Origin of the sequence: Chitinimonas taiwanensis DSM 18899, from assembly GCF_900119825.1 — a bacterium.
Lineage (GTDB): Bacteria > Pseudomonadota > Gammaproteobacteria > Burkholderiales > Chitinimonadaceae > Chitinimonas > Chitinimonas taiwanensis.
Genome location: NZ_FPKR01000004.1, coordinates 124139 through 138306, shown reverse-complemented (window position 1 = coordinate 138306; position 14168 = coordinate 124139). Strand labels below are relative to the sequence as shown.

General features: G+C 64.1%; 14 protein-coding genes. 8 read left to right on the top strand and 6 right to left on the bottom strand.

Annotated elements, in window-relative coordinates; all coding sequences use genetic code 11:
- Positions 1-105 precede the first annotated feature (105 nt).
- Together ssb and BT173_RS06130 are read left to right on the top strand one after the other, a co-directional pair.
- Positions 106-621, top strand: coding sequence for a single-stranded DNA-binding protein (ssb, locus tag BT173_RS06135; protein WP_072427754.1), 516 nt, complete (start codon positions 106-108; stop codon positions 619-621).
- Between the two features lie 206 nt (positions 622-827).
- On the top strand, positions 828-2147 hold the full coding sequence (locus BT173_RS06130) for a M48 family metalloprotease (protein WP_084658248.1): 1320 nt from the start codon (positions 828-830) through the stop codon (positions 2145-2147).
- An 8-nt stretch (positions 2148-2155) separates the two neighbouring features.
- Here the strand turns inward: BT173_RS06130 and BT173_RS19240 are convergent, their stop codons facing one another.
- The gene (locus BT173_RS19240) at positions 2156-2521 is read right to left on the bottom strand and encodes a hypothetical protein (protein ID WP_139256062.1); all 366 of its coding nucleotides are present in this window, start codon (positions 2519-2521) and stop codon (positions 2156-2158) included.
- Positions 2522-2921: 400 nt separating this feature from the next.
- Between BT173_RS19240 and msrC the strand changes: the two genes are divergently transcribed.
- Positions 2922-3410: a free L-methionine (R)-S-oxide reductase MsrC gene (msrC, locus tag BT173_RS06120; RefSeq protein WP_072427752.1), complete on the top strand. Its 489-nt coding sequence runs from the start codon at positions 2922-2924 to the stop codon at positions 3408-3410.
- A gap of 60 nt (positions 3411-3470) precedes the next feature.
- Here msrC and BT173_RS06115 read toward each other — a convergent pair whose 3' ends face one another.
- Positions 3471-5078: a LysM peptidoglycan-binding domain-containing protein gene (locus BT173_RS06115; RefSeq protein ID WP_072427751.1), complete on the bottom strand. Its 1608-nt coding sequence runs from the start codon at positions 5076-5078 to the stop codon at positions 3471-3473.
- Between the two features lie 161 nt (positions 5079-5239).
- Positions 5240-6001, bottom strand: coding sequence for a hydroxyacylglutathione hydrolase (gene gloB, locus BT173_RS06110; protein ID WP_072427750.1), 762 nt, complete (start codon positions 5999-6001; stop codon positions 5240-5242).
- Between gloB and BT173_RS06105 the strand changes: the two genes are divergently transcribed.
- On the top strand, positions 6000-6812 hold the full coding sequence (locus BT173_RS06105) for a class I SAM-dependent methyltransferase (protein WP_072427749.1): 813 nt from the start codon (positions 6000-6002) through the stop codon (positions 6810-6812). The two genes, gloB and BT173_RS06105, sit on opposite strands and share 2 nt — an antisense overlap.
- A gap of 35 nt (positions 6813-6847) precedes the next feature.
- On the opposite strand, the gene BT173_RS06100 is transcribed toward BT173_RS06105, so the two are convergent.
- Positions 6848-7774 (bottom strand): MerR family transcriptional regulator, encoded by a 927-nt coding sequence (locus BT173_RS06100; protein ID WP_072427748.1) that lies wholly within the window; start codon positions 7772-7774, stop codon positions 6848-6850.
- 202 nt (positions 7775-7976) lie between these two features.
- On the opposite strand from BT173_RS06100, the gene BT173_RS06095 reads away from it, so the two are divergent.
- From BT173_RS06095 to BT173_RS06080, 4 genes are all read left to right on the top strand, one after another.
- Positions 7977-8297, top strand: coding sequence for a c-type cytochrome (locus tag BT173_RS06095; RefSeq protein ID WP_072427747.1), 321 nt, complete (start codon positions 7977-7979; stop codon positions 8295-8297).
- Positions 8298-8307: 10 nt separating this feature from the next.
- A complete protein-coding gene (locus BT173_RS06090) occupies positions 8308-8628 on the top strand; it encodes a c-type cytochrome (protein ID WP_072427746.1) in 321 nt (106 codons plus the stop codon).
- 104 nt (positions 8629-8732) lie between these two features.
- A complete protein-coding gene (locus tag BT173_RS06085; RefSeq protein WP_072427745.1) occupies positions 8733-9341 on the top strand; it encodes a GNAT family N-acetyltransferase in 609 nt (202 codons plus the stop codon).
- A gap of 130 nt (positions 9342-9471) precedes the next feature.
- Positions 9472-11097 carry a sensor domain-containing diguanylate cyclase gene (locus BT173_RS06080; protein ID WP_072427744.1) on the top strand — a complete coding sequence of 542 codons (1626 nt, stop codon included), beginning with the start codon at positions 9472-9474 and terminating at the stop codon, positions 11095-11097.
- Positions 11098-11207: 110 nt separating this feature from the next.
- Here BT173_RS06080 and BT173_RS06075 read toward each other — a convergent pair whose 3' ends face one another.
- Together BT173_RS06075 and glgA are read right to left on the bottom strand one after the other, a co-directional pair.
- Positions 11208-12533 carry a DUF4397 domain-containing protein gene (locus BT173_RS06075; RefSeq protein ID WP_072427743.1) on the bottom strand — a complete coding sequence of 442 codons (1326 nt, stop codon included), beginning with the start codon at positions 12531-12533 and terminating at the stop codon, positions 11208-11210.
- A 146-nt stretch (positions 12534-12679) separates the two neighbouring features.
- Positions 12680-14140, bottom strand: a complete 1461-nt coding sequence (gene glgA / locus BT173_RS06070) for a glycogen synthase GlgA (RefSeq protein WP_072427742.1) — start codon at positions 14138-14140, stop codon at positions 12680-12682.
- Between the last annotated feature and the right edge of the window lie 28 nt (positions 14141-14168).

Sequence of the window (14168 nt, the reverse complement as noted above, 5' to 3'; positions counted from 1 at the left end):
GGGTCGCCGATCGAAGCACACCAGGCTTCGCAACGATTCCAGCCGTCCCAACGGCCTATTGCTTAACGGGTCCAGCAACCCGAATTACTGACGGAGAAAGAACCCATGGCATCGCTCAATAAAGTCCTGCTGATCGGCAATCTGGGCCGCGACCCGGAAATGCGTTACATGCCCGACGGCTCGGCCGTGTGCAATTTCAGCATTGCCACCACCGAGACCTGGAAGGACAAGAACAGCGGCCAGAAGCAGGAAAAGACCGAGTGGCACAACATCACCATGTATCGCCGCCTGGCTGAGATCGCTGGCCAGTACCTGAAGAAGGGCAGCTCGGTGTATATCGAAGGCCGCCTGCAGACCCGCAAATGGCAGGACAAGACCACCGGTGCCGATCGTTACACCACCGAGATCATCGCTGACGAGATGAAGATGCTAGGCGGCCGCGGTGGCGCCGGCATGGGCGGTGGCTCGGAATACGACCAGACCCCACCCGCCTATAACGAAGCACCGCAAGCGCGTGGCGGCAATATGGGCGGCGGCGCACCGGCCGCAGCCCCGCAAGCGCGCCCCGCGCCGCAAAAACCGCAGAGCTTCGACGACTTCGAGGACGACATCCCGTTCTGAAGCGCAACACGCAGCAAAGCCCGGCCTCATGGCTGGGCTTTTTTTATCGCTGAGCGCCCCTGCCAGACAAGGGGGCGCGACACGTTGTGGCGTGGATGCCGCGCTCAGCCAGATTGGCCGACGAATAAGCATACCATTAGGTATGTTATGAATTATGCTGTTCCTTATCGCGGTGCGCTGCGCACCGAGCTCGCGAAAGACCTCCGATGCTGAAACATCTTGCCACCCTGCTGCTGCTTTTTACGCTGGGCACTAGCCCATTACAGGCCGCCGAGCCTGATACCGCCACCCCCAGCGTCACGCCGGCCGCTCAAGCCGCGCCGCCCGTTCTCGACCCGAAGGTGGCAACCCAGGCCTTCATGGATCGCCTGCAGGGCGAGGCGCGTGCCAAGTCGGATAGCTATGCCGAAGGCGGCTACTGGCTGCTGCTGTGGAACCTGCTCTATGGCCTGTTGGTGGCCTGGCTGCTGCTATCACGGCAGATTTCCGCCCACATCCGCGACTTTGCCGAACGGCGCAGCCAGGGTAAGCACCGCCAGGTGCTGATCTATGCGCTGATCTATACGCCGCTCACCACCCTATTGATGCTGCCGCTCAGTCTGTACGAAGGCTATTTCCGCGAGCATCAGTACGGCTTGTCCAATCTGAGCCTGGCCGGCTGGCTGGGCGAGTTCGGCATCGCACTGCTCGTGAATACCTTATTGATGAGTGTTGCTCTGCTGGGGCTGTATGCGCTGCTGCGCCGCCAGCCCCGCAGCTGGTGGGCCTGGGGCGGCGTAGGCGGCGCCGGTCTGATCGCACTGCTGATTATGATCGCGCCGGTCTTCATCAGCCCGCTGTTCAACACGTACAAGCCGCTACCGCAGGGCCAGATTCGCGATGAGATCCTGTCGATGGCGCGCGCGAACGGCATTCCGGTCGACAATGTCTACTACTTCGATGCCTCCAAACAGACCAAGCGGGTCAGCGCCAATGTCAGCGGCCTGTTCGGCACCACGCGCATCGCCTTGAACGACAATCTGCTCCAGCGCACCTCGCTGCCCGAGATCCGCGCCGTGATGGCCCATGAGATGGGCCACTATGTGCTCAACCATAGCTTCAAGCTGGCGCTGTATATGAGCCTCTTGCTGATGGGGGGCCTGCTGTTCATCAAGCTCAGCTGGGACTGGGCTGCAGAGCGCTTTGCCAACCGCCATGGCGTGCGTGGCATCAGCGATCCGGCCGGCTTGCCGCTGCTGGTGGCGCTACTGTCCGTGTATCTGTTCATGGCCACGCCGGTATTCAGCACCATCATCCGCAGCGCCGAGACCGAGGCCGATCTGTTTGGCCTGAATGCCTCGCGCGAGCCGGATGGTTTCGCCGAAGCGATCTTCAAACTGGCCGAGTACCGCAAGCTGCAGCCAGGCCCGGTGGAGGAGTTCATCTTCTTCGACCATCCGAGCGGCTACCAGCGTATCTACGCCGCCATGCGCTGGAAGGCCGAACAGCGAGCTACCGCCCCGGCTGCTACGCCCAGCCAGCCTTAGTCAGTATCTCAAGGCCCGCAGCCCCCCACCCTGGGTACGGTGGGGGCATCGCGCAGGTAGTGGGGTTTGACCAGGTACTCGCGCACACAATAGGTACCCTTATTGGTGTGGATGCGCGTGACGCGCTCATTGCCTTGCTGCGATTCGCTGCGCCCCAGCACCACCAGCTCGGCCAGCTCATGCTCAAAACTGCGCGCCAGCGCGGTTTGCAGAGCAGGCGGCAGCGATTGCAGATTGCGATGCGGCGCGGGCAGCGCCATTAGCTGGCCATTCGGGTGCGCCTGGGCCGCAGCCTGCAGTTCACGGTCTGCCGCTTGGAGGCCGGCGCGCGCGCGCTCGGCCAGGCTGAGCTCGGGCAAGGAAGGTTCAGGCATGGCCTCCGGCATGACCGGGGGCATCGCGGCTTCGGCGCCGGCATGCACTGGCGCTGTGGCGGTGACCGGGCGCGCAACCTGCGGGCGTGGAGCGCGACGCAGGCCCGACTGGCTACGGGCCGGCTTCGATGGTGTGAGGGCAGCGGGGGGCGACCATAGGCGCGCACTGAGGCGTACCTCCAACGCTCGTGGTTTGGGAATTGGACGCAGGCTAAGACCCGGCAGCAAGGCGAATATCAGCCCATGCATCAGAATGGACATGCTGGCGCCCAGTAGCATGCGTTGCTTCAATCCGCCCAAGCTCGCCTCGATGATGAATTGGAATGCACGGTGGACCAAGCGCCGCTTCAAGCGTTCCTGGCCGGTGCTATTATCGCCGCCTGTTTGCAAAGGATGAGTCATGTTCAACACCGCCGACCAAAGCCGCACGCCCGACTACCCCGCACTAAGCCGCCAGTTGCAAAGCCTATTTGAAGGCGAGCGCGACTTCATTGCCAATGCCGCGCAGTTCTCGGCCTTTATCTACCAGACTCTGGCGGCGCTGAACTGGGCCGGCTTTTACCTCGCCCGTGGCGAAGAGCTGGTGCTTGGCCCCTTCCAGGGCAAGGTGGCCTGCGTGCGCATACCCTTTGGTCGTGGCGTGTGCGGCACAACCGCCGTCAAGCGTGAAACCGTGGTGGTCGACGATGTGCATGCCTTCCCTGGCCATATCGCCTGCGATGCCGCCTCGAACTCGGAGATCGTGCTGCCCGTCATCGTCAACGAGCGCCTGATCGGCGTATTCGATATCGATAGCCCGGAGACCCATCGCTTCAGCGCGGCCGACCGCGACGGCCTCGAACAGCTGCTGGCCTGTTTTATTGCCGCAACCGACTTCCCGGCGGCCTGAAACAGCTGGCCCCAATAAAAAACCCCGCCGAGGCGGGGTTTTTTATTGGGGCTGGACGACTCAGCTTTCCTGGCGAATCTGCAGCTTGAAGCCTACCTTCAGCACGCCACGCGCCACTGGCCGGTTCCACTTCTTCAGCTCGCTCACGCTCACATCGTATTTGCGGGCGATCTCGTCCAGGGTATCGCCACGTCGCACCACGTGCTGGCGGGTCTTCACCTTGATCAGCTTGCCGGCAGCGGGCTTGCCGCGTACGGCAGGCGCAGGCTCGGCCTCGGCCGATACCTTGAGCAGGCGTCCGGCCGGCACATTATTGGAAGTCAGGCCGTTAAGCGCCTTCAGCTCCGCCACCTGCATGCCATAGCGCTTGGCAATGCCAAACAGCGTATCGCCGCGGCTGACCTTATGACGCTGCACGGTCGTCGCACGGCTGGCCTGCGCCGGCGCCGGGTCGTCCGCCTCCGGCTGGGCAATCGCAGCCACCGAGCCGGCGATCAGCGAAGCGAGGTTCTGCCGCTCATTGGCATCGCTCTCACCGCGGATAGGCACCAGGATGGTCTGACCATTGGCGGCACGGGCATTGCCGAGCTTGTTCACATCCTTGAGCTCGGCCAGTGCGATGCTGAACTTGTCGGCAATCGCATCCAGCGATTCGCCGCGCTTGGTGACATAAGGCTGCCAGGACAGCAGCGGTGCGTCATAGCTCTTCAGATTGCGCTCGAAGGTTTCCACCTTGTCGATGGGCAACAGCAGCTTGCGGTCTTCCTTGTGCGCGAACACCGGGCGGATGAAGCCCGGATTCAACATCATCAGCTCTTCCAGCGTGGTACCGGCCAGCTTGGCCGCCAGCTGCAGGTCCATATGCTTGCCGGTGCTCACCGGCTGGAAATAGGGCTGATCGGGCACCGAGGGAATCTTGATTCCATAGGCTTCCGGGTTGGCGATGATATTGCGCACGGCAATCAGCTTGGGTACGTAGTTCTCGGTCTCGCGCGGCTTCTTGATGGTTTCGAAGTCGTCATCGAGGCCCCTGGCGCGCGTCTTGGCCAGCGCACGACCGACACCGCCCTCGCCCCAGTTGTAGGCGGCCAGCGCGAGCTGCCAGTCGCCGAACAGGTTGTACAAGTCTTGCAGATAGTCGAGAGCCGCATAGGTGGCGGCCATCACATCCTGGCGGCCGTCATACCACCAGGTGCGCTCGAGGCCGTAACGCTGGCCGGTGGAGGGAATGAACTGCCACAGGCCCGAGGCCAGCGCGTGCGACTGAGCGCGCGGCACGAAGGCGCTTTCCACGATGGGCAGCAGCGCCAGCTCGGTCGGCATGCCGCGCCGCTCGACTTCACCGACGATGAAGTACAGATAGCGACGGCTGCGCTCGACCACCCGGCGCATGTACTCGGGGTGCTTGGCGTAGAACTGTTCCTGGGCACGCACTTGGGCATTGTCCAGATTGTCCATCTTGAAGCCTTGCCGCACACGGGTCCAAAGATCGGCGGGTTCGTTGGCAGCTTGGGTATTGAGCAGGGGCTGGCCGGCATCGAGCGGGACCTGCATGAGCAGGGCCGGGTCGTTGGCCGGAACAGCCGCGTCTTCCGCCAGGGCCTGCGGCGCAAACAGCGCGGCGACCAGGGCGAACAGGGGAAGGAGGCGGAATTCGATGATTTGCATGTCCGGAAAAGAAAAAAGCATGTCGGCGCAGGGGCTGTGCAAGACATGCTGGTGTCAAAATCTGGCCGGATGGTAAGGGCGGCCAGCTGCGCACGTCAATGAAAAATTTCCTTAATAATCAAATCGAAGGCTGCAATTCAGCCTGGCTATCGGACCCGATTTCAGCCACGGAACTGGTCCTTCCAGCGCCGCAGCGCGGCAAACACCTGCACCGGGCTGTCATCAACCGCCCCATGCTGTCGTGCTACCGCCATCAGGCTGGGCGAGTGCCAGCGCAAAAATGGATTGCTGGCTTTTTCCAGCCCTATGCTGCTGGGCAGCGTCGGCTCGCCGCGTACGCGGCGCGCACTGTCTGCCTCGGCCCGTTGGCGCAGCTCGGCATTATCGGGTTCGGCCGCCAGGGCAAAGCGCTGGTTGGCCAGCGTGTATTCATGCGTGCAGCACATCAGGGTGTCATCGGGCAGCGCCGCGAGACGCGCCAGCGAGGCCTGCATCTGTGCGGGCGAGCCCTCAAACAGCCGGCCGCAACCGCAGGCAAACAGCGTATCGCCGCAGAACAGCAGGCCTTCGCCGTAATAAGCCAAGTGGTCGAGCGTGTGACCGGGTACCGCTAGCACGCTGAAGCGCGAGCCCAGGCCAGCCAGCACGAGTGTTTCGCCGTCAGCCAAGGGCTGGTTGACGCCGGCAATACCCGCGGGCCCGTACACAGGACAATCGTAGTGGGCCTTCAGTTCCGCCAGACCGCCGATATGGTCATGGTGGTGATGGGTAATCAGGATGGCCTCGAGCTGCAGACCAAGCTCATTCAGCCTGGCCTGCACCGGGCCGGCCTCGCCCGGGTCGACCACGATGGCGCGCCCCGCCTGGTAGGCGAGCCAAACATAGTTGTCCTGCAGGATGGGAACGGGCAGGATATTCGGCATGCAAGTCTCCAATGAATCGGCCAATCGCAGCAGCGCGGCTTTCGCCGACTGGTTGCGCAGTCCGCTGGGCGAATATGTCGCCACGCGCGAGCAGGTGTTTTTCGACCGGGCGGTGGCCGATGTATTCGGTTATTACGCGCTGCAGCTCGATCAGCCCGCCCTGCCCTTGCTGCGCAGCAATCGCATGCCCACCCGCCTACTGGCGGGCCTCAGCGCAGCCTGCCCACTGCATTGCGACCCGGTTCAGCTACCCTTCCCCGCCGCCAGCATCGATCTAGTCATTTTGCCCCATACGCTGGACTTTCACCCCGACCCGCGCGCGGTGCTGCGCGAGGTCGAGCGCGTACTGGTACCGGAAGGTCGGGTCATACTCAGCGGCTTCAATCCCTGGAGTCTGTGGGGCGCCACCCGCCTGGGCAAGCGCCGCCGCGGCATGCCCTGGCAGGGTCAGTTTCTCAGCGTGCCGCGGGTCAAGGACTGGCTGGCCCTGCTCGGTTTCGAAACCACCGCCAGCCAGCTCGATTGCTATGTGCCGCCACTGCTGCGCGCCGGTTGGCGCGATAAATTCGCTTTCATGGAAAAGGCCGGGGCGCGCTGGTGGCCCATCGGCGGCGGGGTGTACTGCATCTCGGCGGTCAAACGGGTACGCGGCATGCGCCTGATTACCCCGGGCTGGAAAAAAGCCAAGCCGGTGGGCCGCGCGGTCGCGGTCGGCGTACCGGACCGGCGCAGCCAGCCGGCTGGCGCGCCGACCACACCGAAACAGACGGGTGTGACGGCACGCGCCACACCTACGCAGACCGACAACTAAGCTAAGGCCGTAAGCCTTATGCTGCCAGCAGGAGGCTAGTGGCTAAGCGCGGCGCGCTCTGCCCGCCAAGCCTGTACTGCCGGTGCCACTTCCAGCAGGCTGTCCAGACGCAGCACGCCTTCAGGCAGACGCTTCAGGCTGCCCGCTCCTGCCCCACCTATCCACAGTGCGATATGCGCCGGCAGGCGCTGGCGCAGCTTGACGATGATGTCGCCCGCATCGCGCCAGGGGAAGGACGAGGACAGCGACAAGGCGAGCACATCGCAATCGACCGCCGTACAGGCATCCACCATATCGTTGAGCGGCAGCGAGACGCCCAAGGACCAGGTCTGTGCCGACTGCATGCGCAGCATTGCCTCCACCATCAACAGGCCCAAGCCATGCTGCTCGCCGGCCGGCGTGGTCAGCAACACACGCGGCGGCACCAGCGATTGGCCGAGCGATTGGGTGGCCATGCGCACCACATGGGAAATCTGCTCGACATAGCTGTGTTCCTGCCAGGCGCTCAGCTCGCCGGCAAACCAGGCTTCGCCGATGCGGTTATTCGTGGCCGGCATGAAATTCGACACGAAATCGCGCAGGCCGCGCACCACCAGCTCGTGCTGCAGATAGCGCTGCAGCTCGGTCAGGTCGCGGCTGTGCAAGCAGTCGAGCAGCCTGTCCTTATCGGCCTGGGCGCTCGGCGCCTGGCCGCCGGTGTCGCTCATGCTTTCCAGCAGGCGGCTCAGGTCCTGGATATCGCTATGGACGATCTTGTTCGGGCGCAGGCCGCGGTCGAGCAGGCGGCGCACCAGGCGCAGCTTGTCCACCTGGGCGGGCGGGTAGACGCGGTCGCCCTGCTCATCGCGCGCCGGCAGCGGGAAGCCGTAACGGCGCTCCCAGATGCGCAGCAGCTCCTTGGAGAGGCCGGTTTCACGCTCCACCGCGCTGATATTGAGTCCTAGGGTCAGATCTTCTTGCATGACCGGGTTCCGTGCTGAAGGATATGGCCGAGATTATCACCGCAGAGCGCGCTCGCCTGCATTGCCTGTTTACAGAAGCGCCGTTTTGCCGGTGCGCCACAGGCCGAAAAGCGTCATGGCGCAGCCGCGGGGGCGTCGTTACAATGCAGCGGATTCTGGCGACTCCCGCCGCTGGAACACGATACCAATATGGGAGGTGACAATGTTTCACAAGCCGACATGGCTCGCACTGGGGCTGCTGTGCGCCCTACCGCTGGCAAGCCTGGCCGCTGGCAATCCGCAAGCCGGTGCCAAGAAGAACTCGATGTGCGTGGGCTGCCACGGCATCGACGGTTACAAGACGGCTTTCCCCAGCGTCTACCATGTGCCCAAGATCGGCGGCCAGCATGCCGATTACCTGGTGGCCGCGCTGCAAGCCTACAAGACCGGCACCCGCAAGCATCCGACCATGACCGGCCTCGCCGCCCAGCTGTCCGATCAGGACATCGCCGACCTGGCTGCCTACTATGCCGCCAAACGCTAAGGGGAAGACGATGAAGACGCTGATTTCCCTGCTGGCCCTGGCTGGTTTTGCGCTGCCCACGCTGGCGGCCGATCTGAATGCCGGTAAGGCCAAGGCCGAGCAGCTGTGCGCGAGCTGCCACAATGTGGATGGCAATAGCAGCAACCCGCAATACCCGGTGCTGGCTGGCCAGCATGCTGACTACCTGGCGCGCGTGCTGCTCGATTACCAGAGCGGTGCACGTAACAACGCCATCATGGCGGGCATGGCCAAGCCGCTGTCCAAGGCCGATATCGCCAATCTGTCGGCCTGGTTCGCCGCGCAGAAAAGCGGCCTGAATATGAAGCGCTAAAGCGCAAGCCGCAGCGTCGCCCCATCCAACGCCCGCCAGCCGGGCGTTGTGTTTTTATGCAGCCGCCTGCCTTCACAGCATGCCTAAGCCCGAGTGCCACCACCATGTCCCAGCCACTGCCCGAACTGAGCGATGGAGAACTGACTGTCCGCCTGGCCTCGCCCGAGGATATCCCGGCCATCCTGCGCTTCTTCCAGGCCAACCGCATGGCGCACGCGCCGTTCTCACCGCGCCGCCCCGATAATTTCTACAGCGCCGCCTTTTGGGAAATGCGCGTGGCGCTGAATCTCAGCCATTTTGAGCAGGCGCGCAGCGCCGGGCTGTTCATCTTCGACGCCGATCAGCGCGAGGTCATCGGCGATATCAATTTCAGCAGCCTGAGCGGCTACCCGTTTCATGGCTGCACGCTCGGTTACGCGCTCGCCCAAGCGCATTGGGGCCAGGGCCGCATGCAGCGCGCGCTGGAGCTGGCGTTGCCCTGGGCCTTCGAGGCCTTCAATCTGCATCGCATCGCGGCCAATCACCTGCCCGACAATCTGCGCAGCGCACGCCTGCTGGAAAAACTCGGCTTTCAGCGCGAGGGCTATGCGCGCGACTACCTGCTCATCGATGGGGTATGGCGCGACCATGTGCTGACCGCGCTGACCCGCTCGGACTGGCAGGCGCGCGACCATACAGCGCCCCTGGTGCACAATGGCCACGGCCGGCGCTAAGCTGCAACTCATCCATTTGCGGGATGTTCGGGCTGGCGCCGCCTGTCTATACTGCGCGGCACATTAAGGTTTACTGATTCAGCTGCCCTATGGTCCGACATCAGCGAGCCCCGTACCCCAGGAGTCGCGCGTGCTTGATTGGCTGAGTCAGTATTTTGTTGGCGCCGGCATGTTGCCCGAAGGCTATGAGATTGCCTGGTCGGCCGAGCTGGTGTGGCTGTTCGTGCTGGCCAATACCTTGACCGGCATCGCCTATTTCAGCATCCCGCTCGCCCTCGTCACCATCACCAAGATCCGGGGTGATCTGCGTTTCAACCGCCTGGTGCTGATGTTCGCCGCCTTTATCCTCACCTGCGGCAGCATTTTCTTTCTCGATACCCTGGCCATCTGGCACCCGATCTACTGGGTGGATGTCTGGCTGCGCGTATTCAGCGCCCTGCTCTCGCTATTCACCGCCATCATGCTGTGGCGGCTGATTCCCAGCATCGTGGCCATTCCCAGTCCGAGTCAGCTCGGTGAGGCCAATCTCAAGCTGTCCGAGGAGATTGCCGCCCGCAAGGACAAGGAGGCGGCGCTGGAAGCGCGCGAGGAAGAATTGCGCGAGCTGTCGGCCAATCTGGAGCGCAAGGTGGCCGAGCGCACCACCGAACTGGAAGAGGCGAACCGGCGTCTGCAGCGCGAGATGAGCGAGCGCCAGCAGATGCAGAACGAGCTGCAGATCTCGAACCGCAAGCTGGAAGAGGCACTGCGCCAGCAGGCCGTGCGCTCGAACGAGATGGACCAGCTGAACAAGATGGGCGACCTGATGCAAAGTTGCGTGTCGGTACAGGAGCTATCGCAGGTGCTGGCCAATTTCTCGGCCGGCTATCTGGAAGCCCAGAGCGGCGGCATCTATCTGATCGAAGACGAGGGCGGCCTGGCCGCGCTGGAAACCGGCTGGGGCGCGTTGCCTGAGGCCGAGCGCATCTTCCCACCGAACAACTGCTGGGCACTGCGGCGCGGCCAGCAGCACCCGGCCGACCGCATGCAGCAGAACCTGCGCTGCCAGCATGTAAGCGACGACAGCGAACATGTGTGCGTGCCGCTGATCGGCAGCGGCGAAACCCTCGGCCTGCTGCATCTGCGCAAGCTGCGTGGCCAGCACGACCCGGCTTTTCTGGATGGTGTGGCCAAGCGGGCCGCACTTGCTCTGGTCAGCCTGAAGGCGCGCGAGGCGCTGTTCAACGAGGCGATCCATGACCCGCTGACCGGCCTGTATAACCGCCGCTACCTCGATGGTGCGCTGGAGGAGGCCGAGCGCCGCTCACGACGCAGCAACCGCTCGGTCGGGGTGATGATGCTGGACATCGATCACTTCAAATCGGTCAACGACCGCTATGGCCATGATGTGGGCGACGAGGTCTTGCGCGAATTCGCCAAGCAGCTGCGTAGCGTGCTGCGCAGCGGCGATGTCGCCTGCCGCTATGGCGGCGAGGAATTCACCGTGCTGCTGACTGGCGCCAGCCTGGCCGCGACCCGCCTGCGCGGTGAGCAATTCCGCCAAAGCGTGGAGAAAATGCAGATCCTGCAGCGCGGCCAGCAGATCCGCCTGACCACCTCGATCGGCATCGCCGCCTTCCCACAGCACGGCGACCATCTGGAAGACGTGTTGCGCAATGCCGATACCGCCCTCTACCAAGCCAAGCATGCCGGGCGTAATCGCCTGGTGGCCTGCGGCGGCGGTGGCAATTTGATTGCCGTCTCCGAAGAGGAGTAAGTACGGCCTTTGGCAGCACCGCGCCTCCCAGCAAGGCAAGCCGGGCGCGAAAAAACGCCGGCAAACTGCACCGGCGTAGGAGGAGAGACGGTTTTGCAGGGGGAAGACCGCTAATTGGTCTTGAACACTACGCTCTTGTAACTGCCAGCCGTGCCCACCACGGCCATGCTGTAATCGCCACCGGCCACAAAGGTCTCGTAGTCATAGGTGGTGGAATCGGTATCGATCTTGAAGCTGCTTAAGAGCGCACTGTTCGCGCTTGCATAGAATGCCCCGTCGTACTGCACGCTCGCATACAGCTCGACCGCGTCGGAGCGGCTATTGCGCGCCAGGCTGGCGGCCAGCGGCTGGTAGTTGACAATGGCATCCACGGCGCTCTGATCGCCCGTGGCATTGATGAAGCTGGTGCGCACGGTGCCGCTGCTGATCGGCGCGTGACGGTTCTCGATCGCCACCGCCGTGGCCGCGCTGGCCAGGCCCTGGGTGAACAGCGTGTAGTCGCGCCCGCCTTCCAAGGTCGCGCTCAGGCTCGCGTAATCGCGGCCCGCATCCTCGTCCAGAAAGCTCAGCGTGCGGCTGCCGGCCGCGCGGGTCACATAATCAGTGGCGCTGCCAAACGGAATCGATTGATAGGTGGTCACGCCGTCCAGGCTGACGCGCGTTTTGGCCACATCGGGCGTGCCCTGCACCACGCGCAGACGACTGAGGCTGTTCGGCAATACGGTGGCGCCGCCATCGTTCGGCGTCAGCAGCATCGCAGTGGGCAGGGTGGCGCTGCCGCGGCTGAACAGGGCCAGCGTATAGGTGGCGCCGCTGCCAAAGCTCTGCGTGCTATCGAACAGTACGGTCTTGCTGCCGGATGGGGTCAGGCGCAGGCGGTAGGTGCCGGCGCTCAACTCGTCGCTGAAGCTGCTCAGACTGCCGGCCGTCACACCGCTGACGGTGGGCACCAGCGAGGCGATGCTCTCGTCCACACCAGTCAGATAGAGGTCGTAGGCCGACAGCACGCTGGAAGCCAGCAGGCTGCGGATCACGAATTTGCCGCTATCGAGATCGTCGTAGCCCTCGTCCTGGAAATAGATGGCCTGGGCGCTGCCGGCAATCGGGTAGACCACGATCGAGTAATGGGTTTCCTGGCTGGCACTCAAGGTAAAGCGGCCAAGCAGGCTGCCCGAGGCGCTGTTCACATCCAGCACCGAGCTACCGCTCCAGTCGCGCTCGACAAAGCTGGTGGCGGTTTCGAAGGCCACCGTGCTGAACACGCTTTCGTCGTCCAGCTCCACGCCCAGGCTGGCCTGTTCGGGCATCAGGTTCACCACCCGGAACCAGGGCTTGATGCTATCGTCGTCCTTCTTCAGATCACAGGCCGAGAGCCCCGCCAGGCTGGCCAATAAGGCCGCGCCGGCCGCCCAGCGCTTGAAAATTGCTGCTTGCATTACCGCTCCTGATCGCTTGCCCCGCCGGGGGCGGGAATCGCGTCAGACAGTAAGCGCGGGCTGTTGGGGAACTGTGTAGAGATTGCTAGGCAAATGTAACAGCCGTTAGCCAGCTGTAAGCCGCACGCCCGCGCTGGTTTGCGGGCTCAGGCCTGGCGCGCGGCGCGGTACAACTCGAGGTAGGCCTGGGCCGGGCCGCTCCAGTCGAACTGGCGCTGCATGGCATGGCGGCGCACTTCGCGCCACTGGGTGGGCTTGGCATACAGGGCAAACGCGCGCCGCACGGCCGCATCAAAATCGGCCTGCTCGAAACGCTCGAACACCAGGCCGCAGGCGCTGCCGTCGGCCAGATTCTCCAGGCTGCAGTCGAACACGGTATCGGCCAGCCCACCGGTGCGGCGCGCCAGCGGCAAGGCGCCATAACGCATGCCATACATCTGAGTCAGACCACAGGGCTCGAAGCGCGAGGGCACCAGCACCACATCGACACCCGCAAAGATGCGGTGCGAGAGCGCCTCATCAAACCCCAGCCGCACCGCCACACGCTCGGGATAATCCTGCTGCAACTGCTTGAAACCCGCTTCCAGGGCCAGATCACCGCTGCCCAGCAAGGCCAGCTGGCCACCCTGGGCGAGCAGCGCCGCCATGCCGGCCAGCACCAGGTTCAGGCCCTTTTGCTCGGTCAGCCGGCTGACCACGCCAAACAGCAGCGCAGCGGGCTCGGCCGCCAGACCCAGCTCGGCCTGCAGCGCGGCCTTGCAGCGCGCCTTGCCCACGGTCTTCTCGGCATCGAAGTGTCCCGGCAGGGCCGGATCGCTGGCCGGGTCCCACAGGCTGGCATCCACGCCATTCAGGATGCCGACCAGCTCGCCGGCGCGGTACTGCAGCAAGCCCTCCAGGCCACAACCATGCTCGGCCGTGCAGATTTCCCGCGCATAGCTGGGGCTGACCGTGGCGATGCGTTGGCTGAACTGCAACCCGGCCTTGATAAAGGACAGATGACCGTGGAACTCCAAGCCGTCGTAGCGGAAGAAGTCGCGCGGCAGCTCGAGCTCGGCAAAATGGCTGGCCGGGAACAGGCCCTGGTAGGCGAGGTTATGTACGGTGAACACACTGGCCGTGGCCAAGCCATCGTGGCGCAGCGAGCGCTCGCGCAGATAGGCCGGCGCGAGGCCGGCATGCCAGTCGTGCGCATGCACGAGGTCGGGGCGCCAATCGGCCAGCAAGCCATCGGCCACTTGGGCGGCCAGCCAGCCCAGCAGGGCAAAGCGGCGGTGATTATCGGCATAGGCGTGCTGCTCGCCATCGGCATAAGGGTTGCCTGGGCGGTCGTAGAGGCCGGGCGCGTCGATCATATACACGGGCGTGCCATCGGGCAGCCGGCCCTGCCAGAGGGCCAGGCTGCGCGCGCCAAAGCGCGGCGCCAGCGCCACGTTCAGCAGCCTTGCATCGAGCAGCCCGGCGCGAATGGCCGGAAAGCCGGGCAGCAGGATGCGTGCGTCCTGACCCAGCGCGCGCTGGGCGGCCGGCAGCGCGCCAACCACATCGGCCAGCCCGCCGGTCTTCAGCAGCGGAAAACACTCGGCTGCCACATGCAGAATCTTCAAGGAATCGCTCCTGGCTAGATAGGTCCCA

Bases quoted from the DNA above. Each gene is read 5' to 3' on its own strand.
- BT173_RS06075 (WP_072427743.1), bottom strand. From the start codon at position 12,533: ATGCAAGCAGCAATTTTCAAGCGCTGGGCGGCCGGCGCGGCCTTATTG.
- BT173_RS06115 (WP_072427751.1), bottom strand. From the start codon at position 5,078: ATGCAAATCATCGAATTCCGCCTCCTTCCCCTGTTCGCCCTGGTCGCC.
- BT173_RS06095 (WP_072427747.1), top strand. From the start codon at position 7,977: ATGTTTCACAAGCCGACATGGCTCGCACTGGGGCTGCTGTGCGCCCTA.
- msrC (WP_072427752.1), top strand. From the start codon at position 2,922: ATGTTCAACACCGCCGACCAAAGCCGCACGCCCGACTACCCCGCACTA.
- BT173_RS06090 (WP_072427746.1), top strand. From the start codon at position 8,308: ATGAAGACGCTGATTTCCCTGCTGGCCCTGGCTGGTTTTGCGCTGCCC.
- BT173_RS06130 (WP_084658248.1), top strand. From the start codon at position 828: ATGCTGAAACATCTTGCCACCCTGCTGCTGCTTTTTACGCTGGGCACT.
- BT173_RS06085 (WP_072427745.1), top strand. From the start codon at position 8,733: ATGTCCCAGCCACTGCCCGAACTGAGCGATGGAGAACTGACTGTCCGC.
- ssb (WP_072427754.1), top strand. From the start codon at position 106: ATGGCATCGCTCAATAAAGTCCTGCTGATCGGCAATCTGGGCCGCGAC.
- gloB (WP_072427750.1), bottom strand. From the start codon at position 6,001: ATGCCGAATATCCTGCCCGTTCCCATCCTGCAGGACAACTATGTTTGG.
- BT173_RS19240 (WP_139256062.1), bottom strand. From the start codon at position 2,521: ATGCCTGAACCTTCCTTGCCCGAGCTCAGCCTGGCCGAGCGCGCGCGC.
- BT173_RS06105 (WP_072427749.1), top strand. From the start codon at position 6,000: ATGCAAGTCTCCAATGAATCGGCCAATCGCAGCAGCGCGGCTTTCGCC.
- BT173_RS06100 (WP_072427748.1), bottom strand. From the start codon at position 7,774: ATGCAAGAAGATCTGACCCTAGGACTCAATATCAGCGCGGTGGAGCGT.